The sequence below is a fragment of the Lysobacter daejeonensis GH1-9 genome (genome assembly GCF_000768355.1).
Lineage (GTDB): Bacteria > Pseudomonadota > Gammaproteobacteria > Xanthomonadales > Xanthomonadaceae > Aerolutibacter > Aerolutibacter daejeonensis.
Genome location: NZ_AVPU01000013.1, coordinates 46,322 through 59,082, shown reverse-complemented (window position 1 = coordinate 59,082; position 12,761 = coordinate 46,322). Strand labels below are relative to the sequence as shown.

Annotated in this window: 11 protein-coding genes; 6 read left to right on the top strand and 5 right to left on the bottom strand. The window is 69.3% G+C overall.

All coding sequences use genetic code 11. The features are described 5' to 3' along the window. Positions 1-54 precede the first annotated feature (54 nt). The 4 genes from N800_RS08895 to N800_RS08880 all read right to left on the bottom strand — a co-directional run bounded on the left by N800_RS08895 (position 55) and on the right by N800_RS08880 (position 3,489). Positions 55-828 carry an endonuclease/exonuclease/phosphatase family protein gene (locus N800_RS08895; RefSeq protein ID WP_036137175.1) on the bottom strand — a complete coding sequence of 258 codons (774 nt, stop codon included), beginning with the start codon at positions 826-828 and terminating at the stop codon, positions 55-57. 20 nt (positions 829-848) lie between these two features. Beyond that, positions 849-1,661 (bottom strand): thiol:disulfide interchange protein DsbA/DsbL, encoded by an 813-nt coding sequence (locus tag N800_RS08890; RefSeq protein WP_052108110.1) that lies wholly within the window; start codon positions 1,659-1,661, stop codon positions 849-851. Between the two features lie 94 nt (positions 1,662-1,755). Then, the gene (locus tag N800_RS08885; protein WP_084087395.1) at positions 1,756-2,460 is read right to left on the bottom strand and encodes a thiol:disulfide interchange protein DsbA/DsbL; all 705 of its coding nucleotides are present in this window, start codon (positions 2,458-2,460) and stop codon (positions 1,756-1,758) included. Positions 2,461-2,607: 147 nt separating this feature from the next. Beyond that, positions 2,608-3,489: a c-type cytochrome gene (locus N800_RS08880; RefSeq protein ID WP_036137172.1), complete on the bottom strand. Its 882-nt coding sequence runs from the start codon at positions 3,487-3,489 to the stop codon at positions 2,608-2,610. A 318-nt stretch (positions 3,490-3,807) separates the two neighbouring features. Here N800_RS08880 and yihA point away from each other — a divergent pair, with 318 nt between their 5' ends. From yihA to N800_RS08860, 4 genes are all read left to right on the top strand, one after another. Next, the gene (yihA, locus tag N800_RS08875; protein ID WP_036137169.1) at positions 3,808-4,413 is read left to right on the top strand and encodes a ribosome biogenesis GTP-binding protein YihA/YsxC; all 606 of its coding nucleotides are present in this window, start codon (positions 3,808-3,810) and stop codon (positions 4,411-4,413) included. Between the two features lie 106 nt (positions 4,414-4,519). Continuing rightward, positions 4,520-5,464: a lysozyme inhibitor LprI family protein gene (locus N800_RS08870; protein WP_156962929.1), complete on the top strand. Its 945-nt coding sequence runs from the start codon at positions 4,520-4,522 to the stop codon at positions 5,462-5,464. A gap of 390 nt (positions 5,465-5,854) precedes the next feature. Beyond that, the gene (locus tag N800_RS08865; protein WP_036137292.1) at positions 5,855-7,231 is read left to right on the top strand and encodes a glutamate--cysteine ligase; all 1,377 of its coding nucleotides are present in this window, start codon (positions 5,855-5,857) and stop codon (positions 7,229-7,231) included. A gap of 66 nt (positions 7,232-7,297) precedes the next feature. Further along, entirely contained in the window at positions 7,298-7,726 is a 429-nt protein-coding gene (locus N800_RS08860) for a hypothetical protein (RefSeq protein ID WP_036137162.1), read from the top strand. Positions 7,727-7,739: 13 nt separating this feature from the next. Here N800_RS08860 and N800_RS08855 read toward each other — a convergent pair whose 3' ends face one another. Continuing rightward, a complete protein-coding gene (locus N800_RS08855) occupies positions 7,740-9,413 on the bottom strand; it encodes a hypothetical protein (protein ID WP_156962927.1) in 1,674 nt (557 codons plus the stop codon). A gap of 153 nt (positions 9,414-9,566) precedes the next feature. Here N800_RS08855 and ppc point away from each other — a divergent pair, with 153 nt between their 5' ends. Next, positions 9,567-12,323: a phosphoenolpyruvate carboxylase gene (gene ppc / locus N800_RS08850; RefSeq protein WP_232227575.1), complete on the top strand. Its 2,757-nt coding sequence runs from the start codon at positions 9,567-9,569 to the stop codon at positions 12,321-12,323. Between the two features lie 76 nt (positions 12,324-12,399). Next, complete coding sequence (gene frmR, locus N800_RS08845) at positions 12,400-12,675, top strand: formaldehyde-responsive transcriptional repressor FrmR (protein WP_036137160.1); 276 nt, start codon at positions 12,400-12,402, stop codon at positions 12,673-12,675. Positions 12,676-12,761 lie beyond the last annotated feature (86 nt).

The window sequence follows — 12,761 nt, the reverse complement described above, 5'->3', positions numbered from 1 at the left end:
TATGGGCGCCTCGATGGCGTGCCTCGACCGCTGGCCGCGGCGGCGCCGCGCTGGTCAGGCCAGTGCCTGTTCGGGAACGTCGAGGTTGACGGACAGCGCCAAGTGGTCGGAAAACGCCGCCGCCAAGGCTTGCGGTTCGCTGCAGCGCAGGCCATCGCCGACCAGGATGTGGTCGATGGCGCGCTGCGGGCTCCAGCTGGGGAAAGTCGGCGTGTCGTGGTCGGGCGGTTGCAGGCGCGTGCGCTTGAACAACTGCAGCATTTCCGGCCGATCGATGGGGCAGTTGAAGTCGCCCATCAGCACTGCGTTGGAGTGCCCGTGCAACAGTTCGGCGATGAAGGACAGCTGCGACGCGCGCGAGCTGGCCCCCAGTGACAGGTGTGCGACGGCCACCAGCAGCGCGTCCGGTTCATTGCCGAAGCGCGCCACCAGCACGCCACGCCCGCCCAGGCGTCCCGGCAGGCTGTGATCCAGTACTTCGCGCGGTTCCAGCTTGGCCAGCAGGCCGTTGGCGCTGGAGGCCACGCCGCCCACGCGGCGGTTGGGCTGGTGGCTCCAGTAATCGAAGCCACCGCGTTCGGCCAGGTAATGCGTCTGGTTGGTGAATCCCGAGCGCAGGCTGCCCGGGTCACTCTCGTTCAACCCGACGATGTCGTACTGGCCCGCGAGCTGCGCAATGGCGTCCAGGCTGCCACGCTTGTTGCCTGCGGGCAGCACGTGCGACCAGCTGCGGGCGACATAGTCGTGGTAGCCGCGCGTGCTGGAGCCCGCCTGGATGTTGGCGCTGAGCAGTCGCAACCGCCGCGTCTTCTTGCCAGGCGTGCCCATGTCGTTGCGGCCCGTGCCGATCAGCCGCCCGGGGTGGTGGCCGGTGCCGTCGCCGGGGTGGCCATAGCGGCGCGCTCCTTGGCGATCAGGTGGTCGGCGATGCGCAACTGGTCCTCAAAGCCCGCGCCGCCAGTGATGCGGTACTTGCCGTTGACCACGATGCTCGGCGTGCCTTCCACGCCGCTGCGCACCAGGAACTGTTCGGCGCGCTTGAGCTTGCCGGCGACGGCGAAGCTGGACATGGTGCTGGCGAAGGCCTTCGCGTCGGCGCCGTACTTGGCGTAGAACGCGCCGATCTGCTCGTCGGTCACGCCCTGGACCGGCAGCGTGCGCTCCAGGTGGAGGGCGCGGAACATCGCCTCATGGGTCTTGTCGACCAACCCCATGCCTTCGGCGGTGTAATAGGCCTTGGCGTACGGGATCCAGTAGCCGCCAAAGGGGGCGGCCACGGGGACGAAGTTCACGTCGGCGGGCAACTTGGCCTTCCATGCCGAGACCACGGGCTCGAAGGCCGCGCAGTGCGGGCAGGTGTAGCCAAAGGCTTCGGCCACCTCGATCTTGCCGGTGCCCGGCTGGTACGGCTGGCCACCGGCGATTTCCACGTAATCGGTGCCCAGTACCGGCGCCGGGCCTTGCGGCGGCACGATCGGATTGTTGTTGGGAGCCGCCTCGGCCGTAGGGGCGGCTGCGGTCGTCTCAGCCGCTGCGGGAGCGGTGGCCGTTGCAGCCGGGGCCGTTTCCGCCACCGGGGCGGCCGGTGCAGGTGCTTCCTGCTTGCCGCAAGCGGCCAGGGTCAGGGCGGTGAACAGGAGCAGGGTCAGGCGTGAAGTCATTGCATCGATTCCACTGGAGAAAAAGGGAGCGGAGCGTCGTCCGCATTATGCGGGCAGCCCGCGCAGGTGAGGGCGTGCGCGGTCATTGATCGGGTCAGCGCTTGGTCTGGGTGGCCGGTCGTCGCGCCGCGCGCTCCTGCGCGACCAGCCGGTCGACGATGCGCAAGCGGTCGGCGTTGGACTCACCGCCAATCACGCGGTACTTGCCGTTGACTACCAGTTGGGGCGTGCCATCCACCCCGCTGCGCGCGATGAATTCATGGGCGCGCTGCAGGTCGGCCGCGACGTCGGCGCCGTTGAAGGTGGCCAGGAAGCGCGCGGTGTCCACGCCCCGGGCGGCATAGAACGTGGCGATTTCCTCCGCGGTGGCATTGCCGAGCGGCAGGCTGCCGTCCTCGTGCAGCGCGCGGAACATCGCGGCGTGGGTCTGCGTGGCCACGCCGAGGCGCTGGGCGGTGTAGAAGGCGCGGGCATAGGGCATCCAGCGGCCACCAAACGGCGCGGCGACCATCACCACGCTCACGTCCTTGGCCTGTCGGGCCTTCCACGCCGAGAACGCCGGTTCGAAATGCGCGCAGTGCGGGCAGGTGTAGCCGAACACCTCGACCACCTCGACCTTGCCCGGCACCGGCTGGTAGGCGGCGCCGCCTTCGATCAACTCGTAGTCCACGCCGGCCACGGGGGCGCTGCTCGCCTTGGCGGCGGGAGTGGCGGCCAAGGCAGCGGACGGCGAAAGCACCGCCAGCGCGGCGGACAGGGCGAGGAAGGGAAGGAGCGGCAGGCGGCGTGCGGTCGTCATCGGTCAGTATGAATGGCTGGGCCCGCACAGCGGTCGCGGGCAGGGGATGAAGTGCGTCGGCCAGAAACAGAAACGCCGACCGCTAGGATAGCGGTCGGCGTCCTGAATGCAGCGTTGGCGGATGTGACCGCGGTCGCTGTGCGAAGTTCAGCCGCCGAGCGGGCGCGAGCTGCTGTCGGTCTGCTCGGTGGCGTCCTTGGTCGCTTCGGCGGCCGGGGCCTTCGTCGCGGCTGGAGCGGCGGGGAGCGCGACCGGGGCCGGCGCGGCGCTGGCCACGTCGTCACGGCGCGGGTGCAGGCCCTGCAGGTAGCTGGACAGCGAGGTGATTTCCTCGTCGGTCAGTTGCTTGGCCACGGTGGCCATCACGTTGAACAGGTGCGGGTCGCGCTGGGTGGTGGTACCGGCGCGGTACTCCTCCAGGCGGCGCTTGCTGTAGTCGGCCTGCTGGCCGGCGATGCGCGGGTAGGCCGGGCCCGGGTTGCCGGAGCCGGTCGGACCGTGGCACGCCATGCATGCCGGGATGCCGCGGGTGTTGTCGCCCGACAGGAACAACTGCTGCCCCACCTCGAAGAACTTCTTGCCGGCATTCGGGCCGGTGGCGATGACGGTGTCGTCGGCAATGCCGGCGCCGGACTTCTGCGCGGCGAAGTGCGCGCCGACGTCACGGGCGTCCTGCGCGGTCAGCATGTCGGCGAACGGCTTCATCACCGCGGCCATGCCGCCGGTGCGCTCGCCGCTCTTGAACAGGGCCAGCTGCTGGGCGATGTAGCGCTCGCTCTGGCCGGCCAGGCGCGGGTACTGCGGGTCGGTCGGGTTGCCGTCCAGGCCATGGCAGGCGGCGCAGGTGCCAGCCTTGGCGGCACCGGCCTTGGCATCGCCCCACACCGTCTTCTCCGGCTTGGCGTCCAGCGGGGCGGTCTGCACCTGCGCGGTCGGTGCGACCGGGGTGACCGTGGTCTGGGCATAGGCGACGGCGGCAACCGCGAGGGCGGCGAGGCCGACAATGCCGAGGACGCGGGCTTGGCTCATTGGCTGGGCTCCGGAAAATCTGATGTGTAGGCAGGCAAACGGGCAGCACCGCAAGCGGCGCCGGAACCGCGGAATTATCGTCGGCGGGTGCGATGGGGTCAACGCGCCGTCCGCCGAAGCCGGGAACCGCGGCTCGTTTCGGTTGCGTTTGCACCCAAGGTGTCGCCCCGCGGTCCGGCAGCCGCCGAGGTGCGACGGCCGGCGGTCACCACCATGCGAGGGGTGTCCCCGGGGCTGCGGGAAGAGGGGAGTGGGGCCAAACCATACGCAAGCGCGGGGTTTCGACCGGAACCCCGCGGGCCGTGCGATCCTACGCGGATGTCGAATCCCCTTGCCCGCGCCAAATACTTGTTGGCCGCCCATAACCCGCGCCAGTTGCCGCCCGATGGCGGCTTCGAGGTGGCCTTTGCGGGCCGCTCCAACGCGGGCAAATCCACTGCGCTCAACGCGATCTGCAACCAGAACGCGCTGGCCCGCGTGTCCAAGACACCGGGACGCACCCAGCAACTGGTGTTCTTCGACATCCCGCCGACCACCGACCGCTACCTCGTCGACCTGCCCGGTTATGGCTACGCCAAGGTGCCCAAGGACTTGCAGGCCCACTGGCAGGCGTTCATCCAGCAGTACTTCGAGACGCGCCAGGCGCTTCGCGGCCTGGTGGTGGTGATGGACATCCGCCACCCGCTCAAGGACTACGACCTGCAGATGCTGGGCTATGCGGTGCGTCGCGGCCTGCCGGCGCACGCGCTGCTGACCAAGGCGGACAAGCTCAGCCGCAACCAGCAGATGCAATCGCTGGCCGCCGTGCGCAAGGAGTTGTCGTCGCAGTTCGCCGACAGCGTCAGCCTGCAGGTGTTTTCCGGTGAGTCCAAGCTGGGCGTGGACGATGCGCGCGCGGTGATCGGCGGTTGGCTGGAGATGTGATCCTGCAACAGGATGCCGTGTAGGATCGACGACCGGCGGCACGGGCTGCCGCACCGCCATTGGCCCACGCCAGTGGACGGATTCCCAATGCGATCAAGGAGGATGCATGCCGCGAATGTTCTGGCTGTCGCTTGCCCTGTTGTTGTGCGTGGGGTGCAAGCAGTCGGGTCCGATCGGGACGGATGCCGCAGCCCCCGTTGCAGGCACGGCCACGCCAGACGAGGCATTGCTGGACGACGTCAGCGGGGTCTGGCGCAGCGAGCGCCTGGGTGCGCTGCTTTACCTGCTGCGTGATGGCGACAGGTTCGACATGTTTGTCGGTGACGAGGGAGTACCCGTCCGCGTCGGTTCCGTCGATCTCCAGCAGCAGACCGTGAACCTGCGGATGCCGGTTGACGGGCGCGACGTGGTGTGGACCCTGCGCAAGCGCGCCGACCATGCTCGGGGCGACTTCCACCTGGTGCTTACGGACCACGGCGGGAGCGAGGACACGCTGCGGTTCATCCGCGAGGTCTCCGACGACGACCGGCGCCATCTTGCGCAGCTGGCGTCTGCACCCCTTAACGCCGGCGTGCCGGGATCGCTACCCGCCATCGACAAGGGGGATGGCGGCGCGGACGCGGATTCGGAATTGGGCGAGGCGCCGGACGGCGAGGTTGACGCGACCGAAGCCACGGAGGATGAGATCGCAGCCGCAGCCGCGGCTGACCGCGCCATGACCGGCAACAATGCTCCGGCCTATGACTGGCCGGTGAAAACGCGCGAAGGCCTGATGCTGGTGCCCCGCTTCGACTGCGACCATCCGCAGAACACCGCGGAGCAACTGGTCTGTTCCACGCCGGAGCTGACTGAGATGGACCGCCGCATGGCCGGCACGCTCCACAACCTGCTGGCGTTTTCCAAGCAGCCGGCGGCGGAACGCGCCATCCACCAGCGCTGGTTGACGGAGATGAGCCGCCGTTGCGCCAAGGTGAGTTGTCTGCGCAAGGCGTACGACGACCGGTTCAAGATATTCGAGGGCGCGCACGCCTACTCGGAGTACGCCGAGTAATGCGCCTGGTCGTGCGCTGACCGGCGAAGTCGTTTGCCCGTAATCGTCGCCGTCACGCCATTGGTTGTAGCCAAGCCTGCCGCGGGCCATCGCGCGGCCAACCCGTTGCGCAATGCCTGCGAGGACGATGTCGCGTGCCTGCGCCGGGTGTATCTCAACCGCACGAAACACTTCGCAGGTCCGACGTACCACGCATACTCCGGACGCGCGGAGTAACGCCAACGACGCAGGTCGGTCGCGGGGCACGCCAGGCGACCAATCCACGCGGCGGCGCACCAGAGCGTTTCACGGCTGCGGTTGTCCGGGCCGCGCGCGCCGCTAAACTGCTGGGGTCTTGCGATCGCCGGCGATGGCCGCATATCGCCTGACCCGTCCCCCAGTGAGGTGCCCGTGTCCGGTCCGAGTCAGGTCAAGGATGTCCCCATCGGCACCGGCGCTGAAGGCCGGGCCCAGCTCATCGACTTCCTCGCCAGCGGCGTGCGGCCGCGCGAGGACTGGAAGATCGGCACCGAACACGAGAAGTTCGGGTTCCGCACCGACGACCTGCGTCCACCCGCCTTCGACGGCGAACGTGGCATCGAGGCGCTGCTCAAGGGGTTGACCCGGTTTGGCTGGGCGCCGGTGGAAGAGCACGGCCGCGTCATTGCCCTGACCCGAGACGCCGCATCGGTGTCGCTGGAGCCAGCCGGACAACTGGAGCTGTCCGGCGCGCCGTTGGCCAACCTGCACGAGACCTGCTGCGAGACCAGTCGCCACCTGCAGGAAGTGCGCGCGGTGGCCGAGCCGATGGGGCTTGGGTTCCTCGGCATGGGCTTCCAGCCCAAGTGGCGCCGCGACGAGATGCCGTGGATGCCCAAGGGCCGCTACAAGATCATGCGTGAGTACATGCCCAAGGTCGGCTCGCTGGGCCTGGACATGATGACCCGCACCAGCACCGTGCAGGTCAACCTCGATGTCGGCAGCGAAGCCGACATGGTGAAGAAGTTCCGCGTGTCGCTGGCGTTGCAGTCCATCGCTACCGCGCTGTTCGCCGACTCGCCGTTCACCGAGGGCCGGCCCAACGGCTACCTCAGCTACCGCTCCCACATCTGGACCGACACCGATGCCGACCGTACCGGCCTGCTCGACTTCGTGTTCGAGGACGGCTTTGGCTACGAACGTTACGTCGACTACCTGCTCGACGTGCCGATGTACTTCGTCTACCGCGACGGCACCTACATCGACGCCAGCGGCCAGTCGTTCCGCGACTACATGGACGGCAAGCTCCCGGCCTATCCGGGCCAGCTGCCGACGCTGAAGGACTGGGCCGACCACAGCACCACCGCCTTCCCCGAGGTGCGGCTGAAGAAGTACCTTGAAATGCGCGGTGCCGATTCCGGACCATGGAACCGCATCTGCGCCCTGCCGGCGTTCTGGGTGGGGCTGCTGTACGACGACACCGCGCTGGACGCAGCCTGGGACCTGATCAAGGATTTCAGCCTGGCCGAACTGCATGCGTTGCGCGACGGCGTGCCCAAACATGCGCTGAAGCTGCCGTTCCGTGGCGGCACGGTGCTGGACCTGGCGCGCCGCGCGCTGGAGATTTCCGCGCACGGCCTGGCCCGACGCGCTCGCCTGAACGGCAATGGCGCCGACGAGTCGATCTACCTCGAGCCGCTGATGGAGTTCGTCGACGCCGGCATCACCCCGGCCGAGCGCAAGCTCGCGCTGTTCCATGGCGAGTGGCAGGGCGACATCGACCGCGTCTTCCGCGCGTTCGCCTACTGAGTCCGCGCGCAACGATTCCCGTTATCCTGCATCCACGGCCGCACCGCGGCCATGGGGAGCAGGCAGATGGTCAAGCGTCTTGGGGTGCTGTTGTTGCTGGTGCTGTCCGCGTCGTCGGTTGCACAGACCGTGGCGCCCGTCCGACCGATGGTGGCGGCGCCAAAGATCGACACCATCGTGATCGACTACCGCCAGCAGTGGGAGAAGGAACGGGCGAAGAACCAGGCGCTGCGTGACGAAAACGCGCGCCTTGGACAGCAACTGGCGGAATGGACCCGCCGTGGCGGCAGTCAGGTCCACGCCTATTGCGAGACGCCGACGCTGAGCCGCAGCAGTGCCGGCGCCAGCAACGACTGCGCGGTGGCGGGCTTCGGCTGCGAGCCGGTCAGTGGCCTGTGCCGCACGGTGGCCAACAGCTCGGCCGATTGCGCGGCCGGCTACATCTACTGCGCCACCAACCGGCAATGCGTGCGCGACGCGAACGCGTGCCGCTGAGCCACATCGCGGACTAGAAGCGCGACGCGGGCAGAGGGGTATCCGCCCACTGCCACGCTTGGGCCAGCCGCCGCTCGCTGTTGGTGGCGGCGGCCACGTCGCCCATGCGGCGCTGCGCCTGCGCCAAGCCGCGCAGTGACCAGCCGTTCTCGGGATATTTCGTGAGGTCGGCGCGGTACACCGCGCTGGCTTCGTCGGCACGGCCCGCGGCGAGCAGTGCCGCGCCCAGGTAGGGGCGAACCGGCAGCGGCCAGTCCGCCGGCTCGTTGTAGGCCAGGCGGTCCTCGGCGGCGACGGCGTCGCGCAGCGCGGCCAAACCGGCGGCCTGGTCGTGGCGCGCGAGCGCCAGTTCGCCCCGCAGCAGCGGCACCGCCACCGCCAGCACGCGGTCGCCGGGATTGATGCCCCACAGCGGGGTGCTGGCCAGGGTCGGCTCGCGGGTCACGGCTTCCAGTGCCGCCAGTTCCCGCTCGGCTTCGGCCAGGCGCTGCGTGCGCACGTAGGCCATCCCACGTGCGAAGTGCCACACGCCCCGTGGATACGGCAGGTTGGCCGGCGCATGCGCGGTGGCCAACACGTCGTCCCAGCGGCCGAACCGCACCTGCGTGTACAGCGGCGTGGCGATGAACTGCTGCATGAAGCTCAGTTGCTCCAGTTGCTTGGGATCGGCACGCCGGGCCGTCTGGTCGGCCGCCTCCAGGGCCAGGGTGCTGGAGCCGTGCAGGCCCGCGGTCATCGCTGCGAAATGCCAGTTATGCGGCACGTAACCCAACGGGTAGACGCCATTGCTGCCACGGCAGAAGGCCAGGAACGCCTGGTCGGCCTTGCTGGCGCGCAGGTTGGTGAGCGTGGCGTCGTGGTAACGCCCCACGCGGATGTAGGTATGTGCGGGCATGTGCACCAGATGACCCGAACCCGGAGCCAGATCCGCGAGCCGGTTGGCATGGCGCTCGGCGCGCCCGGGGTTGGGCGAAGCTTCCACCGCATGGATGTAGTAGTGGATTGCGCCGATGTGGTCTGGGCTGCGCGCCAGCACGCGTTCCAACGCCGCCAACAGTGTCGGGGTGTGCGCGGCGGGGCTGCCGTCGGGGTTCCAGTACGCCCACGGCGACAGGTCCATCAGCGCTTCGGCGTAGAGCGTGGCGGCATCGTCGTCGTCGGGAAAGCGCTGCACCACGTCGGCCATGGCCTTGGCGTACGCCGCGTCGAGCGGCTTGCGGTCGGCTGGGGCGGGGTGGACATAGCGCTGCGCCAGCGCCTTGATCAGGGCGCGATCGACGGGTTTCGCCCCGGCGGCCAGCGCCTGCGCACGGCCGGCGAGCCGTGTGGCCTCGGCGGCATGCGCGGGGTCCATCGGCAGGTTGATGTTGGGTCCCAACACCAGCGCCTGCCCCCACACGCAGATGGCACAGGTCGGGTCGAGCCGTGCGGCTTCGGCGAACGCGCGCCCCGCCGCTTCGTGGTTGAAGCCGTAGGTCAGGCTTAGACCTTGGTCGAAGTAGCGCTGCGCAGCGGCCACCCGGCTGCCGGTGTCGCGGTGGGCGGCGCCCATGTTGTCCAGCAGGACGGGCGCGCTGTCCGCCGATCCCATCGACGGCGGCGGCGCCGAGCTGCAGCCGCCGGCCAGCGTCAGGAACAGCCCGGCGGTGACGAGCGGGCCCGCAGCCCGAAGCAATGCATCCGACATGACGGCAGCCTCAATCGTTCACATTTGAAGCCAACGCGGCCGGCCGGCATCGGCGGACAGCTCGGCGAGGCCGGAAGTTGCGCGCGTTACCGTTGCGCCACGGCCACGCGGCTGGGCCCACAATGCGGTCACCCCCCCAGCGCCCACCCGCCCGTGTCCCAATCCCCCGCTGCCTTCCTTGCCGAAGAACCGTTGCGCACCGTGGCGTTTGCCGCCACCGATGCCTTGCTGCGCGAGGACGTGAAATCGCTCGGCGGCCTGGTCGGCGAGATCCTGGCCGAGCAGTGCGGGCAGCGCTTCCTTGACGACGTGGAAGCGTTGCGCCGCAGCGCCATCCACCGCCGCGAGCAGCAGGCGCCCGTGGCGGAGTTGGCCGATGCCTTGGCCGGCATCGAAACGCTCCGCGCCGCCGACCTCGTCCGTGCCTTTGCGACGTATTTCCAGGCCGTGAACCTGGCCGAGCGCGTGCACCGCATCCGCCGCCGCCGCGACCACGAGCGCAGTGGTGATGGCGCGCAACCCGGTGGCCTGCGCGCGGTACTGGGCGATCTGGCGCGCGAGGGGGTCAGCGTGGAGGAAGTGGCGGCGCTGCTGCCGCGCCTGCGGATCGAGCCGGTGTTCACCGCGCATCCGACCGAGGCCGTGCGTCGCGCACTGCTGGAAAAGGAGCGCCTGATCGTGCGTTGCCTGATGGACGACATCGACCGCGGCCGCACGCCGGTGGAGCGTCGCGTGGATCGCGAGCGCATCCGCATGGCATTGACCGCGAGCTGGCAGACCGCCGAGGCGCCGCCGGTGAAGCCCAGCGTGACCGATGAGTTCGAGCATGTCAGTTACTACCTGGCCGAAGTGCTGTACCGCGTGGTGCCCGTGTACTGCGAGGTGTTCGAGGAGGCGTTGCGCGAGCACTTTCCCGGCGCCGCATCGCTGCCTCCTGTGCTCGGCTTCGGTACCTGGGTGGGCGGCGACATGGACGGCAACCCGAATGTGGGCGCGGGCACGATTGCCGCGACACTCGCCGGCCAGCGCGCGCTGGTGCTGGCCGCGTACCGCCGTGACCTGACGGCGCTGGCTGAAACACTTAGCCAGTCGTTGTCGCGCGTGGCGGCGTCCGATGCGGTCCTCGCTCAGGTGGCCGCGTACCGCGCGCTGATGCCCACGGCAGCGGCCAAGCTGCACCCGCGCCATGCGGACATGCCGTACCGCAACCTGCTCACCCTGATGATCGAACGGCTGTGGGCCAACACGCACGAGGATCGCGAAGGCTATCCGGATGCCGCGGCGTTTCTCGCCGACCTGGACCTGATTGCCGACAGCCTGGCCGCGCATGGCGGCGCCCATGCCGGCGCGCATGCGGTGCAGCGCGTGCGCAGGCGCGTGCAGTGCTTCGGCTTCCACCTGGCCACGCTGGACCTGCGCCAGGACTCTGGCACCCACGATGCCGCGTTGGCGGCGTTGTTCGACGATGCTGGCTGGGACGCGCGCACGCCGGATGAGCGTGCCCAGCGCCTGCATGCGCTGCTGGAATCGCCGCGGCCGTCCGTCCCCCACCTTGATGCCGCGCCGGCAGCCAAGACGCTGGCGGTGTTCCGCACCGTGGCCGCGCTGCGCCCGCGGTACGGCGCGCGCGCCTTCGGCCCGTACATCATCAGCATGAGCCGCACCGCCGCCGACGCGTTGGCGGTGCTGGCGCTGGCCCGTGTGGCCGGCTGCGTGGATGCGGACGGCCAGGTGCCGCTGGACGTGGCGCCGCTGTTCGAGACCGTGGACGACCTCAATGCGTCGTCCGCGACGTTGCGTGCGTTGTTTGCCGATCCGGTGTACCGGTCGCACATGGCCGCGCGTGGTAACCGCCAGCTGGTAATGCTGGGGTATTCCGACAGCGCCAAGGACGGCGGGGCTGTGGCCTCGCGCTGGGCGCTGCAGCAGACGCAGATCGCCCTCACCCAGTTGGCCCGCGACAGCGGCGTCCAGATTGCCTTCTTCCACGGGCGTGGCGGTTCGGTCAGTCGCGGCGGCGGCAAGACCGAGCGCGCGGTGATCGCCGCGCCGCGCGGTTCGGTGGATGGCTACCTGCGCCTGACCGAGCAGGGCGAGGTGATCCATCGCAAGTACGGCATTCGGGCGCTGGCACTGCGCAATCTTGAGCAGGCCACCGGTGGCGTGTTGCGCGCGACGTTGCGGCCGCGACCGCCGGAGCCGCGCGAAAGTGCCTGGCGTGCGATCGCGGCCGAGTTGGCCGGCGACTCGCGCGCGCACTATCGCGCGCTGGTGCACGAGGACGCGCTGTTCCCGGCTTACTTCCGTGCCGCGACGCCCATCGACGTGATCGAGCGGCTGCGCATCGGCTCGCGCCCCAGCAAGCGCGCGGGCACGGGCGACATCGGTTCGTTGCGGGCAATCCCGTGGGTGTTCGCCTGGTCGCAGAACCGCGCGGGGTTGACCGCGTGGTACGGCGTCGGCACCGCGCTGGAACGGGCGCTGGCCCGCCACGGGCGGGAGGCGCTGGCGGAGATGGCGCGCGACTGGCCGTTCTTCGGCACGCTGGTGGACGACATGGAGATGGTGCTGGCCAAGTCCGACCCCGGCATTTTCGAGCGCTATTCGCTGCTGGCGCAGGGGCTGCCCGAGGGCGACCTGCACGCGCGTTTCCACCCCGGTATCGCGGCGGAATTCGAGCGCGCGCGCGCGGCGGTCCTGGCCATCAAGGACGAAACCGAGTTGCTCAATGGCGACCAGCGACTGCAGCAGTCGATCCGGTTGCGCAATCCCTACGTGGACCCGATCAGCCTGCTGCAGGTGGAGCTGTTGGCGCGCTGGCGCGCGGCGGGGCGGTCGGATGACGACCTGCTCAACGCACTGGTGGCCACCGTCAACGGCATTGCGGCGGGCGTGCAGAACACGGGTTGAGTCCGCTGGCGGCGATGGCGTCGTTGCGTCGTTTTGATACTATACCCCAGTATTGAATACGTAAGCGGGAGTTGCCATGCCCCATTCCCCCCAAGAGAAAAAACGGGTGTTGACCCGTGTGCGCCGCATCAAAGGCCAACTGGAGGCGCTGGAGCGTGCGCTGGAGGCGGGGGCCGACTGCGCGCCCGTGCTGCAGCAGATCGCCGCGGTGCGCGGTGCGGTCAACGGCCTGATGTCGGAGGTGATGGAAGCGCATATCCGCGAAGGCTTCAGCGAGCCTGCCGGTTCCGACCGCGAGCGCGCCGAGCGCGTTACCGAGCTCGCCGGCCTGGTGCGCTCCTACCTCAAGTAGGTGCGCGTCGCGCCGGTTCGTCCCGGTGCAGCACGCGCACCGACCATCCGCACCGACCAGCCCGTGCCGATCCAAGCCTGACATTC

Bases quoted from the DNA above. Each gene is read 5' to 3' on its own strand.
- N800_RS08885 (WP_084087395.1), bottom strand. From the start codon at position 2,460: ATGACGACCGCACGCCGCCTGCCGCTCCTTCCCTTCCTCGCCCTGTCC.
- N800_RS08855 (WP_156962927.1), bottom strand. From the start codon at position 9,413: ATGTCGGATGCATTGCTTCGGGCTGCGGGCCCGCTCGTCACCGCCGGG.
- N800_RS08890 (WP_052108110.1), bottom strand. From the start codon at position 1,661: ATGACTTCACGCCTGACCCTGCTCCTGTTCACCGCCCTGACCCTGGCC.
- N800_RS08860 (WP_036137162.1), top strand. From the start codon at position 7,298: ATGGTCAAGCGTCTTGGGGTGCTGTTGTTGCTGGTGCTGTCCGCGTCG.
- yihA (WP_036137169.1), top strand. From the start codon at position 3,808: ATGTCGAATCCCCTTGCCCGCGCCAAATACTTGTTGGCCGCCCATAAC.
- frmR (WP_036137160.1), top strand. From the start codon at position 12,400: ATGCCCCATTCCCCCCAAGAGAAAAAACGGGTGTTGACCCGTGTGCGC.
- N800_RS08870 (WP_156962929.1), top strand. From the start codon at position 4,520: ATGCCGCGAATGTTCTGGCTGTCGCTTGCCCTGTTGTTGTGCGTGGGG.
- N800_RS08895 (WP_036137175.1), bottom strand. From the start codon at position 828: ATGGGCACGCCTGGCAAGAAGACGCGGCGGTTGCGACTGCTCAGCGCC.
- N800_RS08880 (WP_036137172.1), bottom strand. From the start codon at position 3,489: ATGAGCCAAGCCCGCGTCCTCGGCATTGTCGGCCTCGCCGCCCTCGCG.